General features: G+C 52.7%; 17 protein-coding genes, 3 tRNA genes and 3 rRNA genes. 14 read left to right on the top strand and 9 right to left on the bottom strand.

The features are described 5' to 3' along the window. Position 1: 1 nt before the first annotated feature. Together K8W53_RS17950 and tilS are read left to right on the top strand one after the other, a co-directional pair. Positions 2-391, top strand: coding sequence for a VOC family protein (locus K8W53_RS17950; RefSeq protein ID WP_000901086.1), 390 nt, complete (start codon positions 2-4; stop codon positions 389-391). Between the two features lie 62 nt (positions 392-453). Then, positions 454-1,746 carry a tRNA lysidine(34) synthetase TilS gene (tilS, locus tag K8W53_RS17945; protein ID WP_023224198.1) on the top strand — a complete coding sequence of 431 codons (1,293 nt, stop codon included), beginning with the start codon at positions 454-456 and terminating at the stop codon, positions 1,744-1,746. 83 nt (positions 1,747-1,829) lie between these two features. Here tilS and rof read toward each other — a convergent pair whose 3' ends face one another. After that, positions 1,830-2,090 carry a Rho-binding antiterminator gene (rof, locus tag K8W53_RS17940; protein WP_000062330.1) on the bottom strand — a complete coding sequence of 87 codons (261 nt, stop codon included), beginning with the start codon at positions 2,088-2,090 and terminating at the stop codon, positions 1,830-1,832. Further along, complete coding sequence (locus K8W53_RS17935; protein ID WP_001518678.1) at positions 2,077-2,277, bottom strand: YaeP family protein; 201 nt, start codon at positions 2,275-2,277, stop codon at positions 2,077-2,079. The genes rof and K8W53_RS17935 overlap by 14 nt, the downstream gene beginning before the upstream one ends. A gap of 197 nt (positions 2,278-2,474) precedes the next feature. On the opposite strand from K8W53_RS17935, the gene K8W53_RS17930 reads away from it, so the two are divergent. Genes K8W53_RS17930 through nlpE form a run of 3 tightly spaced genes read left to right on the top strand, consistent with a single transcriptional unit; the run spans position 2,475 to position 4,172 of the window. Continuing rightward, positions 2,475-3,020, top strand: a complete 546-nt coding sequence (locus K8W53_RS17930) for a YaeQ family protein (RefSeq protein WP_023224197.1) — start codon at positions 2,475-2,477, stop codon at positions 3,018-3,020. Continuing rightward, positions 3,017-3,439, top strand: a complete 423-nt coding sequence (arfB, locus tag K8W53_RS17925; protein WP_000560527.1) for an alternative ribosome rescue aminoacyl-tRNA hydrolase ArfB — start codon at positions 3,017-3,019, stop codon at positions 3,437-3,439. The genes K8W53_RS17930 and arfB overlap by 4 nt, the downstream gene beginning before the upstream one ends. A 31-nt stretch (positions 3,440-3,470) precedes the next feature. Then, positions 3,471-4,172 (top strand): envelope stress response activation lipoprotein NlpE, encoded by a 702-nt coding sequence (gene nlpE / locus K8W53_RS17920; RefSeq protein ID WP_000252576.1) that lies wholly within the window; start codon positions 3,471-3,473, stop codon positions 4,170-4,172. 73 nt (positions 4,173-4,245) lie between these two features. Here nlpE and proS read toward each other — a convergent pair whose 3' ends face one another. The 6 genes from proS to metN all read right to left on the bottom strand — a co-directional run bounded on the left by proS (position 4,246) and on the right by metN (position 9,833). Further along, the gene (gene proS / locus K8W53_RS17915) at positions 4,246-5,964 is read right to left on the bottom strand and encodes a proline--tRNA ligase (protein ID WP_001260688.1); all 1,719 of its coding nucleotides are present in this window, start codon (positions 5,962-5,964) and stop codon (positions 4,246-4,248) included. 110 nt (positions 5,965-6,074) lie between these two features. Further along, a complete protein-coding gene (gene tsaA, locus K8W53_RS17910; RefSeq protein ID WP_023203652.1) occupies positions 6,075-6,782 on the bottom strand; it encodes a tRNA (N6-threonylcarbamoyladenosine(37)-N6)-methyltransferase TrmO in 708 nt (235 codons plus the stop codon). Further along, complete coding sequence (gene rcsF, locus K8W53_RS17905; RefSeq protein ID WP_001202315.1) at positions 6,779-7,183, bottom strand: Rcs stress response system protein RcsF; 405 nt, start codon at positions 7,181-7,183, stop codon at positions 6,779-6,781. The genes tsaA and rcsF overlap by 4 nt, the downstream gene beginning before the upstream one ends. A 118-nt stretch (positions 7,184-7,301) precedes the next feature. Further along, the gene (gene metQ / locus K8W53_RS17900; RefSeq protein WP_000874215.1) at positions 7,302-8,117 is read right to left on the bottom strand and encodes a methionine ABC transporter substrate-binding lipoprotein MetQ; all 816 of its coding nucleotides are present in this window, start codon (positions 8,115-8,117) and stop codon (positions 7,302-7,304) included. 38 nt (positions 8,118-8,155) lie between these two features. After that, the gene (locus K8W53_RS17895; RefSeq protein ID WP_001287486.1) at positions 8,156-8,809 is read right to left on the bottom strand and encodes a methionine ABC transporter permease MetI; all 654 of its coding nucleotides are present in this window, start codon (positions 8,807-8,809) and stop codon (positions 8,156-8,158) included. Next, positions 8,802-9,833, bottom strand: a complete 1,032-nt coding sequence (gene metN, locus K8W53_RS17890) for a methionine ABC transporter ATP-binding protein MetN (RefSeq protein WP_000594021.1) — start codon at positions 9,831-9,833, stop codon at positions 8,802-8,804. The genes K8W53_RS17895 and metN overlap by 8 nt, the downstream gene beginning before the upstream one ends. Positions 9,834-10,022: 189 nt before the next feature. Between metN and gmhB the strand changes: the two genes are divergently transcribed. The 8 genes from gmhB (at position 10,023) to dkgB (ending at position 17,548) form a co-directional block, all read left to right on the top strand. Next, on the top strand, positions 10,023-10,589 hold the full coding sequence (gmhB, locus tag K8W53_RS17885) for a D-glycero-beta-D-manno-heptose 1,7-bisphosphate 7-phosphatase (RefSeq protein WP_001140158.1): 567 nt from the start codon (positions 10,023-10,025) through the stop codon (positions 10,587-10,589). Between the two features lie 368 nt (positions 10,590-10,957). Further along, positions 10,958-12,499, top strand: a 16S ribosomal RNA gene (locus K8W53_RS17880). Positions 12,500-12,568: 69 nt separating this feature from the next. Then, positions 12,569-12,645, top strand: a tRNA-Ile gene (locus K8W53_RS17875). 109 nt (positions 12,646-12,754) lie between these two features. Continuing rightward, a tRNA-Ala gene (locus tag K8W53_RS17870) sits at positions 12,755-12,830 on the top strand. A gap of 182 nt (positions 12,831-13,012) precedes the next feature. Further along, a 23S ribosomal RNA gene (locus K8W53_RS17865) occupies positions 13,013-15,999 on the top strand. Between the two features lie 197 nt (positions 16,000-16,196). Then, a 5S ribosomal RNA gene (rrf, locus tag K8W53_RS17860) occupies positions 16,197-16,312 on the top strand. The 16S, 23S and 5S rRNA genes sit together here with 3 tRNA genes alongside, the layout of an rRNA operon. A gap of 191 nt (positions 16,313-16,503) precedes the next feature. After that, positions 16,504-16,580, top strand: a tRNA-Asp gene (locus K8W53_RS17855). A 164-nt stretch (positions 16,581-16,744) separates the two neighbouring features. Further along, complete coding sequence (gene dkgB / locus K8W53_RS17850; RefSeq protein ID WP_023223885.1) at positions 16,745-17,548, top strand: 2,5-didehydrogluconate reductase DkgB; 804 nt, start codon at positions 16,745-16,747, stop codon at positions 17,546-17,548. Between the two features lie 20 nt (positions 17,549-17,568). Here dkgB and yafC read toward each other — a convergent pair whose 3' ends face one another. Continuing rightward, positions 17,569-18,483, bottom strand: a complete 915-nt coding sequence (gene yafC / locus K8W53_RS17845; protein WP_000648536.1) for a DNA-binding transcriptional regulator YafC — start codon at positions 18,481-18,483, stop codon at positions 17,569-17,571. Between the two features lie 104 nt (positions 18,484-18,587). Here yafC and K8W53_RS17840 point away from each other — a divergent pair, with 104 nt between their 5' ends. Further along, positions 18,588-19,763 carry an MFS transporter gene (locus K8W53_RS17840; RefSeq protein ID WP_001127551.1) on the top strand — a complete coding sequence of 392 codons (1,176 nt, stop codon included), beginning with the start codon at positions 18,588-18,590 and terminating at the stop codon, positions 19,761-19,763. The last annotated feature ends 10 nt before the right edge of the window (positions 19,764-19,773 follow it).

Below are 19,773 nucleotides of genomic sequence, written 5' to 3'. Positions count from 1 at the left end.
TATGCTGGGATTAAAACAGGTTCATCACATCGCGATCATTGCGACAGACTATGCGGTGAGCAAGGCGTTTTATTGCGATATTCTGGGGTTCGATCTGCTAAGCGAAGCCTGGCGGGAAGAGCGTGACTCGTGGAAGGGCGATTTGGCACTAAACGGGCAGTATGTGATTGAGCTTTTCTCTTTTCCCTTCCCTCCGGCGCGTCCAAGCCGACCTGAAGCCTGCGGCCTGCGCCATCTGGCTTTCAGCGTGGAAAATGTGGAAAACGCCGTTGCGCATCTGGAAAAGCATCAGGTTAAGTGCGAACCGATACGCATCGATCCGTATACCGGGAAGCGCTTTACTTTTTTCAACGATCCGGACGGTTTACCGCTTGAGCTGTATGAGCAGTAAGGCTTGTCATTAAGACGCTCGCCAGGTAACGTTGCCGGGCTAAGTCACTATAAGCATGGATCATGACCACTCTCACGTTGAATACCTCGTTACTCTCTTCTCGCCGTATTCTGGCTGCCTTTAGCGGCGGCCTGGATTCTACGGTGCTTCTGCATCAACTGGTGTTGTGGCGAGAACGCCATCCTGACGTCACGCTGCGTGCTATCCATATTCATCACGGTTTAAGCCCTCATGCTGATAGCTGGGTGCGGCATTGCGAAACCGTATGCGAACGCTGGCAGGTTCCGCTGGTAGTGGAACGGGTGACGCTGGCGGATAATGGCTTGGGTATCGAGGCCCATGCGCGTGAAGCGCGCTACCGGGCGTTCGCACAGACGCTATTGCCTGGCGAAGTGCTGGCAACCGCGCAGCACCTTGACGATCAGTGTGAAACATTCCTGCTGGCGTTAAAGCGCGGCAGCGGTCCGGCCGGACTTTCCGCGATGGGAGAATGCTCGCCTTTTGCCGGAACTCTGCTTCTTCGCCCGCTGTTGAGAGAAACGCGGAAGACGCTGGAACAGTGGGCTGTGCGTCATGGCTTATGCTGGATTGAAGATGAAAGCAATCAGGATGACGCCTACGATCGCAATTTTTTACGCCTGCGCGCGCTTCCGCTCTTGCAGCAGCGCTGGCCGCATTTTCCTGCGGCGGTAGCCCGTAGCGCGACGCTCTGCGCCGAGCAAGAAAGGCTGCTGGACGAGCTTCTGGCCAGCGATCTTACGGACTGTATCACGACGGAGGGAACATTGCGGCTCTCTCCATTAATGTCGATGAGCGATGTACGGCGGGCGGCGATTTTGCGTCGCTGGCTGGCGATGCGTAATGCGCCGATGCCCTCTCGCGACGCGCTGGAACGTATCTGGCAGGAGGTGGCGCTGGCGCGCGACGATGCCTCTCCCTGTTTACGCTTTGGCGATCACGAGATTCGCCGTTATCAGTCGCAACTGTGGTGGATTAAATCCGTGGCCGGACAACACGAAACGACGGTGGCCTGGCCCGCCTGGCAAACGCCGCTGGCGCTGCCTGCCGGCTTAGGGACGGTACAGCTCGTTCCTGGCGGCGAACTGCGCCGACCGCGAGAGGAAGAATCCGTCAGCATTCGTTTTAAAGCGCCAGGCGTGTTACATATTGTCGGGCGTAACGGTGGACGTAAATTAAAGAAAATCTGGCAGGAGCAGGGGATCCCGCCCTGGCGACGAGACACCACGCCGCTGTTGTTTTACGGCGAAACGCTGATTGCGGCTGCGGGTGTTTTTGTGACGCGTGAGGGAGCAGCAGAAGATAAAGAAGGGGTGAGTCTGGTTTGGCATGCCTGATGGCGCTGCGCTTATCAGGCCTACGTATCGCATGGAACGTAGGCCGGATAAGGTGCTTGCACCACCATCCGGCAACAAAATACTCAGGATTCGCTAACTACCACGGTACCAATTTCCGGGTGGCTGAAACTGGCGATTTTATCGAGACGAAGCTCACAAGACTCGCCGGAAACCTCGGCAAGCAGATATTCTACGTTTTTACGTAAGATCAAATCGTTCGCTTTTGCCTGCAAAACCTCGCCATCTTTTAACGTTAGCGTCAGTATTAAATGATGCATGCAGGCAAGCTCAAGACTATCGTAGTCATCGCAATTAATGGGTTGATACGTTTCATTCATTGACATAATCGCTCACCAGTAAGTTCGCGGCAGCATAAGCTGCCTTTTCCCTGACCGACTCTGAAAGGGCGCTATCTGCCGCCACTTCATTAAGCACTTTCAATACACAACCCAGCGCATCCGGGACATACCCTAAGTCTCCGCTGGCGATTTCCGCATACCGCTTGCGTACTAACTCACAATATTTTTCCACATGCCCTCCTGTCAGCATTCTGACTTAACCGTGGATGCAAGTCTAAGCCTACGAAGTTAAATCTTGTTTAGCAAGGTGACTATACCATACTCATTTGCGCAATATCAGCGCCTGACGCGAGTGGGTAAAAGATTCGTTAACAGCCTTTTAGCGCGGTTTTCGCTACAATGGGCGCCTGATTCGAAAGGAGTTTTCTCATGGCGCTTAAAGCGACAATTTATAAAGCCGTCGTCAATGTGGCTGACCTTGATCGCAACCGGTTTCTGGATGCGGCATTGACGCTGGCGCGTCACCCTTCTGAAACGCAGGAGCGCATGATGCTGCGCCTGTTGGCATGGATAAAATATGCTGATGAACGGTTGCAGTTTACACGCGGGCTCAGCGCGGAAGATGAGCCGGAGGCCTGGCTGCGTAACGATCATCTGGGCATCGATCTCTGGATAGAGCTGGGGCTGCCGGATGAGCGCCGTATTAAGAAAGCCTGTACTCAGGCGAGCGACGTCGCGCTCTTTGCTTATAACTCCCGGGCGGCGCAAATCTGGTGGCAGCAGCATCAAAGCAAGTGCGCGCAGTTCGCTAACCTGTCCGTCTGGTATCTGGATGACGGGCAACTGGCGCAGCTCAGTGAATTTGCCGATCGTACCATGGCGCTACAGGCGACGATTCAGGACGGCGCAATCTGGCTTTCTGATGCTCGGAATAATCTGGAAATACAGCTAACCGCCTGGCAACAGCCCTCATGATTGCCATCTCCCGGACGGTCTCCATAGCCGATAATGAGCTGGAAATTACGGCCATTCGCGCGCAGGGCGCGGGTGGTCAGCACGTAAATAAGACCTCTAGCGCGATTCATTTGCGCTTTGACATTCGGGCCTCTGGCCTGCCAGAGTATTATAAACAGCGTTTGCTGACGGCCAGCCACCATCTGATAAGCGATGATGGCGTCATTATCATTAAGGCGCAGGAGTTCCGGAGCCAGGAGCTCAACCGGGAAGCGGCTATCGCCAGGCTGGTTGCCGTCATAAAAGAATTAACCGCGGAGCAGAAAAGCCGTCGCGCAACCCGTCCGACGCGTGCCTCGAAAGAGCGCCGCTTGTCCTCAAAGGCGCAAAAATCTTCTGTAAAGGCGCTTCGCGGCAAAGTTCGTCGTCCACTGGATTGACGGGCAGGAATAGCAATTTCATAAGGATTTTATGGTGAGAACAGCAATATTGTCAGTAGCGGCAGCCTGTACGCTATTTGCATTGATAGGGTGTAATAACCGTGCGGAAGTTGATGCCCTGCAACCTGCGCAGGCGGCGGAATTAAAACCCATGCAGCAAAGCTGGCGCGGCGTGCTGCCCTGTGCGGATTGTGAAGGTATTGAAACGTCACTGTTTCTGGAAAAAGATGGCACATGGGTGATGAACGAGCGCTATCAGGGCGTGCGCGAAGAACCTTCCTCTTTTGCGTCATACGGTACCTGGGCGCGGACGGCGGATAAACTGGTGTTAACCGACAGCAATGGCGAGAAATCGTATTATCGCGCGAAAGGCAATGCGCTGGAGATGCTCGACAGAGAAGGCAATCCGGTGGCTTCGCAGCTTAATTATACGCTTGTGCCTGTTACCGCCAGCCTGCCGGTAACGCCAATGCCGTTGCGTGGTATGTATGTATACAGGGCCGATGCGGCGACCTTTACCGATTGTGCGACCGGAAAACGGCTGCCGGTCGCCAGTAACGCCCAGCTTGAGCGCGGCTATCTGACGGCGAAAGGTGAAGCGGAAAAACCGGTGCTGCTGACGGTAGAAGGGCATTTTGTGTTTGCCGCGAACCCGGACACGGGCGAGCCGGTAAAAATGCTAATAGCCGATAAAAATGCGAAGTTTGCGCCGGGTAAAGATTGCACTCACTAATAAAAGGCCTCGCAGGGTGCGAGGCCTTTACATATCTGCCGGGTGGCGCCGGGCAATCCCAACAAAATGTCGTTTAGCCTTTAATCGCCTTGACCAGATAATCAACGATATCGCCGGTTTTAATCAGCGATTTTTCACCGCTGCGACGGTATTTATACTCAATATCGTCGTTATCCAGGTTGCGATCGCCAATCACGATAGTATGTGGAATACCAATCAGCTCCATATCGGCAAACATCACGCCCGGGCGCTCTTTACGGTCGTCCATCAGCACTTCAATGCCCTGCGCGCGCAATTCGCTGTACAGCTTTTCCGCCAGCTCCTGCACACGGAAGGATTTGTGCATATTCATCGGCAGAATAGCGACCTGGAAAGGCGCAATGGCGTCAGGCCATACAATGCCGCGCTCGTCAAAGTTCTGCTCGATAGCCGCGGCAACGACACGTGTTACGCCGATACCATAGCAGCCCATTGTCAGGATCTGGTTACGGCCATCTTCACCCTGAACGGAGGCTTTCAGCGCTTCTGAGTACTTGGTACCTAACTGGAAGATGTGACCCACTTCGATACCGCGTTTGATAAGCAACGTTCCCTGACCATCCGGACTCGGATCGCCGGCGACTACGTTACGGATGTCGGCAACAACAGGCGTCGCCACATCGCGATCCCAGTTAATACCAAAGTAGTGTTTACCGTCGATGTTGGCGCCAGCGGCAAAATCGCTCATGGCGGCAACGGTGCGATCGATGATGACCGGAATCGTCATATTGACCGGGCCGAGGGAGCCAGGGCCGGCATTAATCACGGCGCGAATCTCTTCTTCGGTAGCGAAGGTCAGCGGGCTGGCAACCTGCGGCAGTTTTTCCGCTTTAACTTCATTCAGTTCATGATCGCCGCGAACCAGCAGAGCCACCAGCGGAGACTTGCTGTCTTTCACCGCTTTCACCAGCAGCGTTTTTACCGTTTTTTCAATTGGCAGGTTGAATTGTTCCACCAGCTCCGCGATGGTTTTGGCATTTGGCGTATCGACCAGAGTCATTTCCTGCGTCGCCGCTGCGCGCGGCGTTTGCGGCGCGATAGCTTCTGCCAGTTCAATGTTAGCCGCGTAATCAGAAACATCAGAGAAAACGATATCGTCTTCGCCGCTTTGCGCCAGCACCTGGAATTCATGCGAGGCGTTGCCGCCGATAGAACCGGTATCGGCCTGTACCGCGCGGAAATCCAGCCCCATACGGCTGAAGATACGGCTATACGCGGCGTACATGGCGTCATAGGTTTCCTGCAACGACTCCTGAGAGGTGTGGAAAGAGTAAGCATCTTTCATCAGGAATTCGCGCGAACGCATCACGCCAAAGCGCGGACGCACTTCATCACGGAATTTGGTCTGGATTTGGAAGAAGTTCAGCGGCAACTGCTTATAAGAGCTGAGTTCATTACGCACCAGATCGGTGATAACTTCTTCGTGGGTCGGGCCGAGTACGAACGGACGCTCGCCACGGTCGACAAAACGCAGCAGTTCCGGACCGTACTGTTCCCAACGACCACTCTCTTGCCACAGGTCGGCTGGCTGAACGACTGGCATCGACACCTCGATAGCACCGGCGTTGTTCATCTCTTCACGCACGATGTTTTCGACTTTTTTCAGGACGCGCAGGCCGGTCGGCAGCCAGGTATATAACCCGGAGGCGAGCTTGCGGATCATCCCGGCGCGCAGCATCAGCTGGTGGCTGATAACCTCGGCGTCGGCAGGTGTCTCCTTCAGAGTGGAGAGCAGGTATTGGCTAGTACGCATGTTGTTACGGTTCCAGTTGAACGATCGAACAGGCTCAATGTGAGCCTGATACAAAAAAAGTGATTTAGTTTACCAGCGTGCAAGAGATGTCAAAAGAGAAGGGCGTGAAATTACCGTGGTTCCAGCGCAAACACTTCAAATCCGGTGTTAACCACACGCCAGCGCACGTTAAAATCATGCAGCCAGACGGCATAGGTTTTGCCCGTCTCTTCACCCTTACGATAAGCCGGGCGAGGATCTTGCGCCAGCACATCGCAAATAAATGTCCGTAGCTGCGGATAACGCCTTTCCAGCGTCGTAAGCTGTTGAGCCACCTCAGCGGTAAAACTCACGGGCATTTCAGCTATCGGCGCCTGTTGCGCATAGCTGGCGGCGGCGTTCGGTAAGGCCTCGGCAAACGGTAAATACGGTTTAATATCCACGACCGGCGTGCCATCCACCAGATCCAGACTGCCTAATTTCAGAATTACGCTCTCTTTCCGGCACTCGATACCTTTTAGCGCAACGAGCGACATGCCAATCGGATTGGGGCGGAACGTGGAGCGCGTGGCAAAAACGCCCATTCTGGCGTTACCGCCAAGACGGGGCGGACGAACTGTCGGCCGCCAGCCGCCGTCCATCGTCTGATGAAAAACGAAAAGCACCCACAAATGGCTGAAAGCTTCCAGGCCGCGAACGGCATCGGCCTGGTTGTAAGGCGCTATCAGATGCAGTTCGCCGCAGGCGCTTTTGACCAGACCAGGCTGGCGCGGAACGGCGAATTTTTCTTTATAGGGGGAGCGAATAACGCCGATTTGTTCAAACTGAAAGCTGCTCATTTCGCCGAAATATTCAGGGCGGACCCGATACAAACCGCCTGACGATAGCAGCCTGGCGTGCCGCTGGTAATTTCACAGCTGTGCAGCAGGACGGCGTTGGCTTTCATTTTAGATGCATTAATCTGCATACGCTTGCGCGCAGTTGGAATGTTAGGCGGAGAGTCTTGATTTGTCGCCTGGCAGGATTCGCCGCTAACCTCGCCAAGATCGCGGAAAGGTTTGCCGACTAAGTCTTCAGCATTGGTGTAAATCCTGACGGGAGCGGCACGCGGCGCTTTAGGTTTCTCCGGCTCCGCTTTTGGCGGGGTTGCGGTGCTTTGAACGGGTTCAACAGGGGATCTGCTTAGCATGGAACAACCGCCCAGCATGAGTGCCAATAAACAGATCGGTAAAGCACGCATAATATTTCCTCAATGAATGTTCTAATTGCCAGATATTGAATCAGGAGCTTGCATAAATGACAAGACGGGCAATAGCCCGTCCTGAATAATATTACAGATTGTGGAATCAGCCTAAAACTTACCAGCCTTTCACCGCGCCGCCATTAAAAACTTTATTTGCGGCTTCGTACACTTCATCAGACTGGTAAGCCTGAACGAATTTTTTCACATTCTCGGCGTCTTTGTTATCTTCACGCGTCACGATCAGGTTAACGTACGGAGAATCTTTATCTTCAACGAAGATACCGTCTTTCGCTGGCGTCAGGCCAATCTGGCTGGCGTATGTCGTATTGATGACTGCTAACGCGATCTGCGCGTCATCCAGCGAACGCGGCAACTGCGGCGCTTCCAGCTCAACAATTTTCAGATTTTTCGGGTTTTCCACGATATCCAGCGAGGTAGGAAGCAGACCAACGCCGTCTTTCAGTTTAATCAGCCCTACTTTTTGCAGCAGCAGCAGGGAACGACCAAGGTTGGTCGGGTCGTTAGGCACAGCGACCTGGGAACCGTCCTTGAGCTCATCCAGAGATTTGATTTTTTTGGAATATCCTGCAATGGGATAGACAAAAGTCTTACCAACGGAAACCAGTTTGTAGCCGCGATCTTTGATTTGCTGATCCAGATACGGTTTGTGCTGGAAGGCATTGGCATCGATATCGCCTTTGCTCAGCGCTTCATTAGGCAGAACATAATCATTAAAGGTCACCAATTCCACGTCCAGGCCGTATTTTTCTTTCGCGACTTTCTGCGCGACTTCGGCAACTTGCTGCTCTGCGCCAACGATTACGCCGACTTTAATATGATTCGGATCTTTTTCATCCTGACCGCAACCCGCAAGTGCCAGAGAACCAATCAGAGCACCCACTGCCGCAAAGGTTTTGAATTTGAACGCCATGCTTATTTCCTTAATGAGTATTTGTGTTGTGTTTAACGTTACTTATGCGTGACAGCCCTGACGATGCGATCGCCGGATAACTGAATTAAATAAACCAGAACGACAAGTAATACCAGCACCGTATTCATCACGGTAGCATTGTATCCAATATAACCGTACTGATAGCCGATTTGACCGAGGCCGCCTGCGCCGACGGCGCCGCCCATTGCGGAGTAACCGACCAGGGTGATTAGTGTAATGGTTGCCGCATTCACCAGACCAGGCAGCGCTTCCGGTAAAAGGATTTTACGTACAATTTGCAGCGGCGTGGCGCCCATCGCTCGCGAGGCTTCAATCAGCCCGGCAGGGATCTCTAATAACGCATTTTCCACCATACGGGCGATAAAAGGCGCGGCGCCGACGGTCAGCGGTACAATCGCGGCCTGCAAACCAATGGAGGTGCCGACAATTATTCGGGTAAAAGGAATCATCCACACCAGCAGGATGATAAAGGGAATCGAGCGGAAAATATTGACCACCGCAGAGAGGGAGCGATACAGCCTGGCGTTCTCCATAATCTGCCCCGGGCGCGTAACATACAGCAATACGCCAACCGGCAGGCCAATCACGAAACCGAAGAAACCGGAGACAAAGGTCATCGCCAGCGTTTCCCAAACGCCACGAACCAGTAACCACATCATTGCCTCAGACATAACCCAGTACCTCTACTTTCACATGGTGATCCTGCAGCCAGGCAATTGCGGCTTGCGTCTCTTCTTGTGTGCCGTGCATTTCCGTTAGCATAATGCCGAACTTCACACCGCCCGCGTAATCCATCTGCGCGCTGATAATATTATTGTTCACGTTGAAACGACGCGCGGTTTCAGAAAGCAGCGGGGCATCCACAGACTGCCCGGTGAACTCCATGCGCAGCATCGGCACGCTGTCAGTTTCCGGCGACGCTTTCAAACGCGCCTGGTAATCTTCCGGAATGTCCAGGTGCAGAGTGGACTGAATAAACTTCTGCGCCAGCGGCGTTTTAGGATGCGAGAAGACTTCGCTGACCGTATCCTGCTCAATAAGCTCGCCATTACTGATGACGGCAACGCAGTCGCAGATACGTTTCACGACATCCATTTCATGAGTGATAAGCAGAATCGTCAACCCCAGACGACGGTTGATATCTTTCAGCAATTCCAGAATCGAACGGGTCGTCGCGGGATCAAGCGCGCTGGTGGCTTCATCGCACAGCAACACTTTTGGATTACTGGCTAACGCGCGGGCAATCGCGACACGCTGTTTCTGACCGCCGGAAAGATTTGCCGGATAGCTGTCGTGCTTGTCGCCAAGACCGACTAAATCCAGCAGCTCTGTGACACGGCGTTTGATCTCTTCCTTTGGTGTGTTATCCAGTTCCAGCGGCAACGCGACGTTGCCAAACACGGTACGGGAAGAGAGCAGGTTAAAATGTTGGAAAATCATGCCGATTTGACGGCGAGCTTTGGTCAACTCAGACTCTGAAAGCGTTGTCAGCTCCTGACCGCCGACCTGAACGCTACCTTCGGTTGGGCGTTCAAGTAAGTTAACGCAGCGGATAAGCGTACTTTTACCGGCTCCGGAGGCGCCAATGACGCCATAAATCTGCCCGGCAGGCACGTGCAGGCTGACATTATTTAGCGCCTGAATGGTGCGCGTCCCCTGCTGGAACACTTTGGTAATATTCGAAAGTTTAATCATTGGTTATTTATTATCGTAATTAAGTTAGCCGTGGCATTTTCGTCTGTCTAATACGGTCAACGCCGTCAACAGAATGGATGTTAAGGCATCCAGACGTCTAAATCAATCAGGCTTTATACGATGAGCACTTTCTTGCCTGCTGAAACATGCGATACTAGCGCCACTTGCTTTACTCAGGAGCTATAAAAGGTGGCAAAGTCTGTACCCGCAATTTTTCTCGACCGTGACGGCACCATTAATGTGGATCACGGCTACGTACATGAAATCGATGCATTTGAGTTTATAGACGGCGTTATTGACGCTATGCGCGAGCTAAAAAAAATGGGCTATGCGCTGGTGGTGGTGACGAACCAGTCCGGAATCGCGCGCGGCAAATTCACTGAGGCGCAGTTTGAAACGTTAACCGAATGGATGGACTGGTCGTTGGCGGATCGCGATGTTGATTTGGACGGCATCTATTATTGTCCTCACCATCCGCAGGGCAGCATAGAAGAGTTCCGTCAGGTATGTGATTGCCGCAAGCCGCATCCAGGAATGCTTATCTCGGCGCGTGATTTCCTGCATATCGATATGGCGGCTTCTTATATGGTGGGAGACAAGCTGGAAGATATGCAGGCGGCAGCGGCGGCAAATGTCGGGACAAAAGTGCTGGTGCGTACGGGCAAACCGGTCACGGCAGAAGCAGAAAACGCGGCGGACTGGGTGTTAAACAGCCTTGCCGATCTGCCATCGGCGATAAAAAAGCAGCAAAAATAAGCGTTATGGATAAAAGATGAGCGGTTAAAACAAAAATGCATTTTTCCGCTTGTCTTCCTGAACCGACTCCCTATAATGCGCCTCCATCGACACGGCGGATGTGAATCACTTCACACAAACAGCCGGTCGGTTGAAGAGAAAAATCCTGAAATTCAGGGTTGACTCTGAAAGAGGAAAGCGTAATATACGCCACCTCGCAACGGTGAGCGAAAGCCGCGTTGCACTGCTCTTTAACAATTTATCAGACAATCTGTGTGGGCACTCGAAGATACGGATTCTTGACGTCCTCGGACGAAAAATGAATACCAAGTCTCAAGAGTGAACACGTAATTCATTACGAAGTTTAATTCATTGAGCATCAAACTTTTAAATTGAAGAGTTTGATCATGGCTCAGATTGAACGCTGGCGGCAGGCCTAACACATGCAAGTCGAACGGTAACAGGAAGCAGCTTGCTGCTTCGCTGACGAGTGGCGGACGGGTGAGTAATGTCTGGGAAACTGCCTGATGGAGGGGGATAACTACTGGAAACGGTGGCTAATACCGCATAACGTCGCAAGACCAAAGAGGGGGACCTTCGGGCCTCTTGCCATCAGATGTGCCCAGATGGGATTAGCTTGTTGGTGAGGTAACGGCTCACCAAGGCGACGATCCCTAGCTGGTCTGAGAGGATGACCAGCCACACTGGAACTGAGACACGGTCCAGACTCCTACGGGAGGCAGCAGTGGGGAATATTGCACAATGGGCGCAAGCCTGATGCAGCCATGCCGCGTGTATGAAGAAGGCCTTCGGGTTGTAAAGTACTTTCAGCGGGGAGGAAGGTGTTGTGGTTAATAACCGCAGCAATTGACGTTACCCGCAGAAGAAGCACCGGCTAACTCCGTGCCAGCAGCCGCGGTAATACGGAGGGTGCAAGCGTTAATCGGAATTACTGGGCGTAAAGCGCACGCAGGCGGTCTGTCAAGTCGGATGTGAAATCCCCGGGCTCAACCTGGGAACTGCATTCGAAACTGGCAGGCTTGAGTCTTGTAGAGGGGGGTAGAATTCCAGGTGTAGCGGTGAAATGCGTAGAGATCTGGAGGAATACCGGTGGCGAAGGCGGCCCCCTGGACAAAGACTGACGCTCAGGTGCGAAAGCGTGGGGAGCAAACAGGATTAGATACCCTGGTAGTCCACGCCGTAAACGATGTCTACTTGGAGGTTGTGCCCTTGAGGCGTGGCTTCCGGAGCTAACGCGTTAAGTAGACCGCCTGGGGAGTACGGCCGCAAGGTTAAAACTCAAATGAATTGACGGGGGCCCGCACAAGCGGTGGAGCATGTGGTTTAATTCGATGCAACGCGAAGAACCTTACCTGGTCTTGACATCCACGGAAGTTTTCAGAGATGAGAATGTGCCTTCGGGAACCGTGAGACAGGTGCTGCATGGCTGTCGTCAGCTCGTGTTGTGAAATGTTGGGTTAAGTCCCGCAACGAGCGCAACCCTTATCCTTTGTTGCCAGCGATTAGGTCGGGAACTCAAAGGAGACTGCCAGTGATAAACTGGAGGAAGGTGGGGATGACGTCAAGTCATCATGGCCCTTACGACCAGGGCTACACACGTGCTACAATGGCGCATACAAAGAGAAGCGACCTCGCGAGAGCAAGCGGACCTCATAAAGTGCGTCGTAGTCCGGATTGGAGTCTGCAACTCGACTCCATGAAGTCGGAATCGCTAGTAATCGTGGATCAGAATGCCACGGTGAATACGTTCCCGGGCCTTGTACACACCGCCCGTCACACCATGGGAGTGGGTTGCAAAAGAAGTAGGTAGCTTAACCTTCGGGAGGGCGCTTACCACTTTGTGATTCATGACTGGGGTGAAGTCGTAACAAGGTAACCGTAGGGGAACCTGCGGTTGGATCACCTCCTTACCTTAAAGAAGCGTACTTTGCAGTGCTCACACAGATTGTCTGATGAAAAACGAGCAGTAAAACCTCTACAGGCTTGTAGCTCAGGTGGTTAGAGCGCACCCCTGATAAGGGTGAGGTCGGTGGTTCAAGTCCACTCAGGCCTACCAGATTCGCTCCCGTGCTTTGTTGTGGCAAAGCTCGCATACTTCAGTATGCTTCGCTTCACCACGCCGCGCCCGGAAACGAATCAAAGGTAAGAGGTTCTGACTACACGATGGGGCTATAGCTCAGCTGGGAGAGCGCCTGCTTTGCACGCAGGAGGTCTGCGGTTCGATCCCGCATAGCTCCACCATCTCGTGAGTGTTTACGAAAAAATACTTCAGAGTGTACCTGAAAGGGTTCACTGCGAAGTTTTGCTCTTTAAAAATCTGGATCAAGCTGAAAATTGAAACACAGAACAACGAAAGTTGTTCGTGAGTCTCTCAAATTTTCGCAACACGATGATGAATCGAAAGAAACATCTTCGGGTTGTGAGGTTAAGCGACTAAGCGTACACGGTGGATGCCCTGGCAGTCAGAGGCGATGAAGGGCGTGCTAATCTGCGATAAGCGCCGGTAAGGTGATATGAACCGTTATAACCGGCGATACCCGAATGGGGAAACCCAGTGTGACTCGTCACACTATCATTAACTGAATCCATAGGTTAATGAGGCGAACCGGGGGAACTGAAACATCTAAGTACCCCGAGGAAAAGAAATCAACCGAGATTCCCCCAGTAGCGGCGAGCGAACGGGGAGGAGCCCAGAGCCTGAATCAGCATGTGTGTTAGTGGAAGCGTCTGGAAAGGCGCGCGATACAGGGTGACAGCCCCGTACACAAAAGCGCATGTGCTGTGAGCTCGATGAGTAGGGCGGGACACGTGGTATCCTGTCTGAATATGGGGGGACCATCCTCCAAGGCTAAATACTCCTGACTGACCGATAGTGAACCAGTACCGTGAGGGAAAGGCGAAAAGAACCCCGGCGAGGGGAGTGAAAAAGAACCTGAAACCGTGTACGTACAAGCAGTGGGAGCACAGGTTTACCTGTGTGACTGCGTACCTTTTGTATAATGGGTCAGCGACTTATATTCTGTAGCAAGGTTAACCGAATAGGGGAGCCGGAGGGAAACCGAGTCTTAATTGGGCGTTAAGTTGCAGGGTATAGACCCGAAACCCGGTGATCTAGCCATGGGCAGGTTGAAGGTTGGGTAACACTAACTGGAGGACCGAACCGACTAATGTTGAAAAATTAGCGGATGACCTGTGGCTGGGGGTGAAAGGCCAATCAAACCGGGAGATAGCTGGTTCTCCCCGAAAGCTATTTAGGTAGCGCCTCGTGAATTCATCTCCGGGGGTAGAGCACTGTTTCGGCTAGGGGGCCATCCCGGCTTACCAACCCGATGCAAACTGCGAATACCGGAGAATGTTATCACGGGAGACACACGGCGGGTGCTAACGTCCGTCGTGAAGAGGGAAACAACCCAGACCGCCAGCTAAGGTCCCAAAGTCATGGTTAAGTGGGAAACGATGTGGGAAGGCCCAGACAGCCAGGATGTTGGCTTAGAAGCAGCCATCATTTAAAGAAAGCGTAATAGCTCACTGGTCGAGTCGGCCTGCGCGGAAGATGTAACGGGGCTAAACCATGCACCGAAGCTGCGGCAGCGAACGTATCACTTAAAGCGATTCAGCGGATTACGATTGACGGAGCGAAGCGACGTCAAAGCGTATACAAAGTCGAGTCGGTTTAAGGATACGTTCGTTGGGTAGGGGAGCGTTCTGTAAGCCTGTGAAGGTGGCCTGTGAGGGTTGCTGGAGGTATCAGAAGTGCGAATGCTGACATAAGTAACGATAAAGCGGGTGAAAAGCCCGCTCGCCGGAAGACCAAGGGTTCCTGTCCAACGTTAATCGGGGCAGGGTGAGTCGACCCCTAAGGCGAGGCCGAAAGGCGTAGTCGATGGGAAACGGGTTAATATTCCCGTACTTGGTGTTACTGCGAAGGGGGGACGGAGAAGGCTATGTTGGCCGGGCGACGGTTGTCCCGGTTTAAGCGTGTAGGCTGGTTTTCCAGGCAAATCCGGAAAATCAAGGCTGAGGCGTGACGACGAGGCACTACGGTGCTGAAGCAACAAATGCCCTGCTTCCAGGAAAAGCCTCTAAGCATCAGGTAACATCAAATCGTACCCCAAACCGACACAGGTGGTCAGGTAGAGAATACCAAGGCGCTTGAGAGAACTCGGGTGAAGGAACTAGGCAAAATGGTGCCGTAACTTCGGGAGAAGGCACGCTGACACGTAGGTGAAGTGATTTACTCATGGAGCTGAAGTCAGTCGAAGATACCAGCTGGCTGCAACTGTTTATTAAAAACACAGCACTGTGCAAACACGAAAGTGGACGTATACGGTGTGACGCCTGCCCGGTGCCGGAAGGTTAATTGATGGGGTCAGCGCAAGCGAAGCTCCTGATCGAAGCCCCGGTAAACGGCGGCCGTAACTATAACGGTCCTAAGGTAGCGAAATTCCTTGTCGGGTAAGTTCCGACCTGCACGAATGGCGTAATGATGGCCAGGCTGTCTCCACCCGAGACTCAGTGAAATTGAACTCGCTGTGAAGATGCAGTGTACCCGCGGCAAGACGGAAAGACCCCGTGAACCTTTACTATAGCTTGACACTGAACATTGAGCCTTGATGTGTAGGATAGGTGGGAGGCTTTGAAGTGTGGACGCCAGTCTGCATGGAGCCGACCTTGAAATACCACCCTTTAATGTTTGATGTTCTAACGTGGACCCGTAATCCGGGTTGCGGACAGTGTCTGGTGGGTAGTTTGACTGGGGCGGTCTCCTCCTAAAGAGTAACGGAGGAGCACGAAGGTTGGCTAATCCTGGTCGGACATCAGGAGGTTAGTGCAATGGCATAAGCCAGCTTGACTGCGAGCGTGACGGCGCGAGCAGGTGCGAAAGCAGGTCATAGTGATCCGGTGGTTCTGAATGGAAGGGCCATCGCTCAACGGATAAAAGGTACTCCGGGGATAACAGGCTGATACCGCCCAAGAGTTCATATCGACGGCGGTGTTTGGCACCTCGATGTCGGCTCATCACATCCTGGGGCTGAAGTAGGTCCCAAGGGTATGGCTGTTCGCCATTTAAAGTGGTACGCGAGCTGGGTTTAGAACGTCGTGAGACAGTTCGGTCCCTATCTGCCGTGGGCGCTGGAGAACTGAGGGGGGCTGCTCCTAGTACGAGAGGACCGGAGTGGACGCATCACTGGTGTTCGGGTTGTCATGCCAATGGCACTGCCCGGTAGCTAAATGCGGAAGAGATAAGTGCTGAAAGCATCTAAGCACGAAACTTGCCCCGAGATGAGTTCTCCCTGAGACTTAGAGTCTCCTGAAGGAACGTTGAAGACGACGACGTTGATAGGCCGGGTGTGTAAGCGCAGCGATGCGTTGAGCTAACCGGTACTAATGAACCGTGAGGCTTAACCTTACAACGCCGAAGATGTTTTGGCGGATGAGAGAAGATTTTCAGCACTGATTCAGAGTTGAGTACGCAATAATTTGCGCAGCAGCAAGGCGGCAAGCGAAGGAAAGGAAGGAGCATACAGAAGTATGTGACTGAGTTTACGAGCGCAGGCAACGCCGCTGATGCGATAAAGAATTGCGTACTGAGCACAAAAGAATTTGCCTGGCGGCACTAGCGCGGTGGTCCCACCTGACCCCATGCCGAACTCAGAAGTGAAACGCCGTAGCGCCGATGGTAGTGTGGGGTCTCCCCATGCGAGAGTAGGGAACTGCCAGGCATCAAATTAGAAGTATGGCATTAACTTTCGGGGCAGTTCACTACTCGACAGAGAGTAGGACAAAAGCGAAAGCTTTTGAACGTTGCGAAGCAACGGCCCGAAGGGTGAATCACGAAGTGATTCATAAACTGCCAGGCATCAAATTGCAGTAAACCGGGATGAAAATCCGGGTTGTGACAAAGAAATTCGGTGGAGCGGTAGTTCAGTTGGTTAGAATACCTGCCTGTCACGCAGGGGGTCGCGGGTTCGAGTCCCGTCCGTTCCGCCACTTATTAAGAGCCCTGAGCATTAGCTCAGGGCTTTTTCTTTGCATGTCATTTAATTATTGCTCAATTCGCAAAAATCCTCTGCATTTCTCGCTCTTTTTCTACAAAGCGCTGAAGGTCATAATTCCCTCAGTTAACGAACATAGTGATTAAAAAGAGGAATTCTATGACTATCCCTGCATTCGGTTTAGGTACTTTTCGCCTGAAAGACGACGTGGTTATCGCTTCTGTTAAAACGGCGCTTGAACTGGGCTACCGTGCTGTCGACACTGCACAGATCTATGATAATGAAGCGGCTGTTGGACAGGCGATTGCTGAAAGCGGTGTACCACGTAATGAGCTGTACATCACCACCAAGATCTGGATTGAAAACCTTAGCAAAGACAAACTAATCCCAAGCCTGAAAGAGAGCCTGAAAAAACTGCGTACCGATTATGTCGATCTGACGCTGATCCACTGGCCATCTCCGGGTGATGCTGTGTCTGTCGAAGAATTTATGCAGGCATTGCTGGAAGCTAAAAAACAAGGGCTGACTCGCGAAATTGGCATTTCAAACTTCACCATTCCGTTGATGAAAAAGGCTATTGCCGCGGTGGGCGCAGACCATATCGCCACCAACCAGATTGAGCTATCTCCGTATCTGCAGAATCGTAAGGTGGTTGACTGGGCGAAAGCGCACGGTATCCATATCACCTCTTACATGACGCTGGCATACGGTAAAGCGCTGAAAGATGAAGTGATTGCGCGCATTGCGGCTAAACATAATGCGACCCCGGCGCAGGTTATTCTGGCATGGGCTATGGGTGAAGGTTACTCCGTGATCCCTTCATCCACCAGGCGTGAAAACCTGGCAAGCAACCTGCTGGCACTGGAACTGCATCTGGATGCCGAAGATAGAGCAGCGATCGCGGCACTGGACTGCAACGATCGTCTGGTTAGCCCGGAAGGACTGGCTCCTGCCTGGGATTAATTACCCGATCCTTTATACCTTTAACCCTCTTTCACAGCTCCTGCGGGAGCTGTTCTTATATATTCGCTCAAAAAGTCGATAAATGCCCGAATGCGTGTGCTGACGGCGCGATCGCTGTAGTAAACGGCGCTGAAAGGCATTTCTACCGGCAGACGTTTATCGGCCAGCAGTTCCACCAGTTCTCCCCGCGCGATCTCTTTATCAATCATATAATCTGAAAGACATGCAATGCCGTTACCGTTCAGGCAAAGTTGTTTTAACGTTTCCCCGCTGTTGGAAGAAATCCCACATTCAACCTCATGGAGCTGCCCATCGCTACAGGCTATTGGCCAGGTATTGAGCGAAACAGGTTCTGAGAACCCCAGGCACAGATGCCGTTTTAACTCTTCAACGGTCTCTGGCTTGCCAAAACGGGCAATATAATCCGGTGAAGCGATAATCTTACGATAACTGGTAAATAACGGACGCGCGCGCAGACTTGAATCTGTCAACGTGCCTGCGCGTATCGCAACATCCACTTTTCGTTCAATAAGATTGATGAACGTTTCTGAGGAGACAAGAGACAACGTTATTTCAGGATACCGTTCACGAAAAGGTTTAATCAGCGGCATCAGGAAATGCAGCATTACCGGCGTTGCCGCATCGATACGCAGTAAGCCGCGCGGGGTATTACGCGACTCCATGATTTCCGTTTCTGCAGCGGCCATTTCTTGCAGTATCTGCTGCACACGCCTGAAGTATCGCTCTCCTTCTTCAGTCAGGCTCAGCTGTCGGGTCGTACGATTAAGCAGACTGACGCCGAGCTTCATCTCCAGCTTTTTAACTGCCCGGCTGACAGCGGAATTGGCCTGTCCAAGCTGCTCTGCCGCCCGGCTGAAGCTGCCGCTTTCCACGACAGCGACAAAAATTGCAAGTTCTTCGGAGGTGGCTTTCATTTTTGCTCCTGCAGCAAAATTAAATTGATATTTTGGCTATTTTTGTCATTAAAACATCCAGGCATACTGCGTGTCATCTGATTACTGTTGTTATGGAGTTATGTATGCCTCTCGCTTTATTTGCACTGACAATAAGTGCCTTCGCTATCGGTACGACTGAGTTTGTGATTGTCGGCCTGGTGCCGACCATTGCACAACAACTGGCTGTCTCGTTACCTTCCGCCGGAATGCTGGTTTCAATCTATGCGCTGGGGGTGGCTATTGGCGCGCCGGTGCTGACCGCTCTGACCGGACGCCTGCCGCGTAAGCAGTTACTGGTTGCGCTGATGGTCTTGTTTACGGTGGGGAATTTGCTGGCATGGCAGGCGCCGGGCTATATGACATTAATCGCTGCCCGTTTGCTGACGGGCCTGGCGCACGGCGTGTTCTTCTCGATTGGCTCTACCATCGCGACAAGTCTGGTGCCAAAAGAGAAAGCGGCTTCTGCGATCGCTATTATGTTTGGTGGTTTAACGGTCGCGTTGGTCACGGGCGTTCCGCTGGGCACATTTATCGGTCAGCATTTTGGCTGGCGTGAGACCTTCCTTGCGGTATCACTGTTAGGCGTGATTGCGCTGATGAGTAGTCAATTGCTGATCCCGGCCAATATCCCCGGTCGGGCGGCCGCCAGCATTCGTGACCAGGTGAAAGTACTGACTCATCCTCGTCTGTTGCTGATTTACGCTGTTACGGCGCTGGGCTACGGCGGGGTATTCACGGCATTCACCTTTCTGGCGCCGATGATGCAGGATCTGGCGGGATTCTCCCCGGCAGCGGTAAGCTGGATCCTACTGGGGTATGGCGTATCTGTGGCTATCGGCAATATCTGGGGCGGTAAACTGGCGGATAAGCATGGTGCCGTGCCGGCGCTGAAATTCATTTTCGCCGCGCTGTTTGTTCTGCTGATGGTCTTCCAGGTGACGGCCTCCACGCAGTATGCCGCGCTGGCTACCATTCTGGTGATGGGGATCTTTGCCTTCGGTAACGTACCGGGGTTGCAGGTCTACGTGGTACAGAAAGCGGAACAATTTACGCCCAATGCCGTTGATGTGGCGTCAGGTCTGAACATTGCGGCGTTTAACATTGGTATTGCGCTGGGCTCCGTGATTGGCGGGCAAACGGTGGCGCATTACGGTTTGGCGCAGACGCCGTGGATTGGCGCCCTCATTGTTCTGGTGGCTTTCCTGCTGATGGGTGTCAGCGGACGTCTTGATAAACCTGTACGCATTGCTCTGGAGTAAATTATTGATG

This window comes from Salmonella sp. A29-2, from assembly GCF_020150755.1.
Lineage (GTDB): Bacteria > Pseudomonadota > Gammaproteobacteria > Enterobacterales > Enterobacteriaceae > Salmonella > Salmonella enterica.
Note: the sequence above shows the minus strand (reverse complement) of the source record. Positions and strands in the feature narration are given on the sequence as shown.

What these genes read in the sequence shown, in the direction of transcription:
- K8W53_RS17950 (WP_000901086.1), top strand. Translation starts at nt 2, where the DNA reads ATGCTGGGATTAAAACAGGTTCATCACATCGCGATCATTGCGACAGAC.
- tilS (WP_023224198.1), top strand. Translation starts at nt 454, where the DNA reads ATGACCACTCTCACGTTGAATACCTCGTTACTCTCTTCTCGCCGTATT.
- rof (WP_000062330.1), bottom strand. Translation starts at nt 2,090, where the DNA reads ATGTCAATGAATGAAACGTATCAACCCATTAATTGCGATGACTACGAT.
- K8W53_RS17930 (WP_023224197.1), top strand. Translation starts at nt 2,475, where the DNA reads ATGGCGCTTAAAGCGACAATTTATAAAGCCGTCGTCAATGTGGCTGAC.
- arfB (WP_000560527.1), top strand. Translation starts at nt 3,017, where the DNA reads ATGATTGCCATCTCCCGGACGGTCTCCATAGCCGATAATGAGCTGGAA.
- nlpE (WP_000252576.1), top strand. Translation starts at nt 3,471, where the DNA reads ATGGTGAGAACAGCAATATTGTCAGTAGCGGCAGCCTGTACGCTATTT.
- proS (WP_001260688.1), bottom strand. Translation starts at nt 5,964, where the DNA reads ATGCGTACTAGCCAATACCTGCTCTCCACTCTGAAGGAGACACCTGCC.
- tsaA (WP_023203652.1), bottom strand. Translation starts at nt 6,782, where the DNA reads ATGAGCAGCTTTCAGTTTGAACAAATCGGCGTTATTCGCTCCCCCTAT.
- rcsF (WP_001202315.1), bottom strand. Translation starts at nt 7,183, where the DNA reads ATGCGTGCTTTACCGATCTGTTTATTGGCACTCATGCTGGGCGGTTGT.
- metQ (WP_000874215.1), bottom strand. Translation starts at nt 8,117, where the DNA reads ATGGCGTTCAAATTCAAAACCTTTGCGGCAGTGGGTGCTCTGATTGGT.
- K8W53_RS17895 (WP_001287486.1), bottom strand. Translation starts at nt 8,809, where the DNA reads ATGTCTGAGGCAATGATGTGGTTACTGGTTCGTGGCGTTTGGGAAACG.
- metN (WP_000594021.1), bottom strand. Translation starts at nt 9,833, where the DNA reads ATGATTAAACTTTCGAATATTACCAAAGTGTTCCAGCAGGGGACGCGC.
- dkgB (WP_023223885.1), top strand. Translation starts at nt 16,745, where the DNA reads ATGACTATCCCTGCATTCGGTTTAGGTACTTTTCGCCTGAAAGACGAC.
- yafC (WP_000648536.1), bottom strand. Translation starts at nt 18,483, where the DNA reads ATGAAAGCCACCTCCGAAGAACTTGCAATTTTTGTCGCTGTCGTGGAA.
- K8W53_RS17840 (WP_001127551.1), top strand. Translation starts at nt 18,588, where the DNA reads ATGCCTCTCGCTTTATTTGCACTGACAATAAGTGCCTTCGCTATCGGT.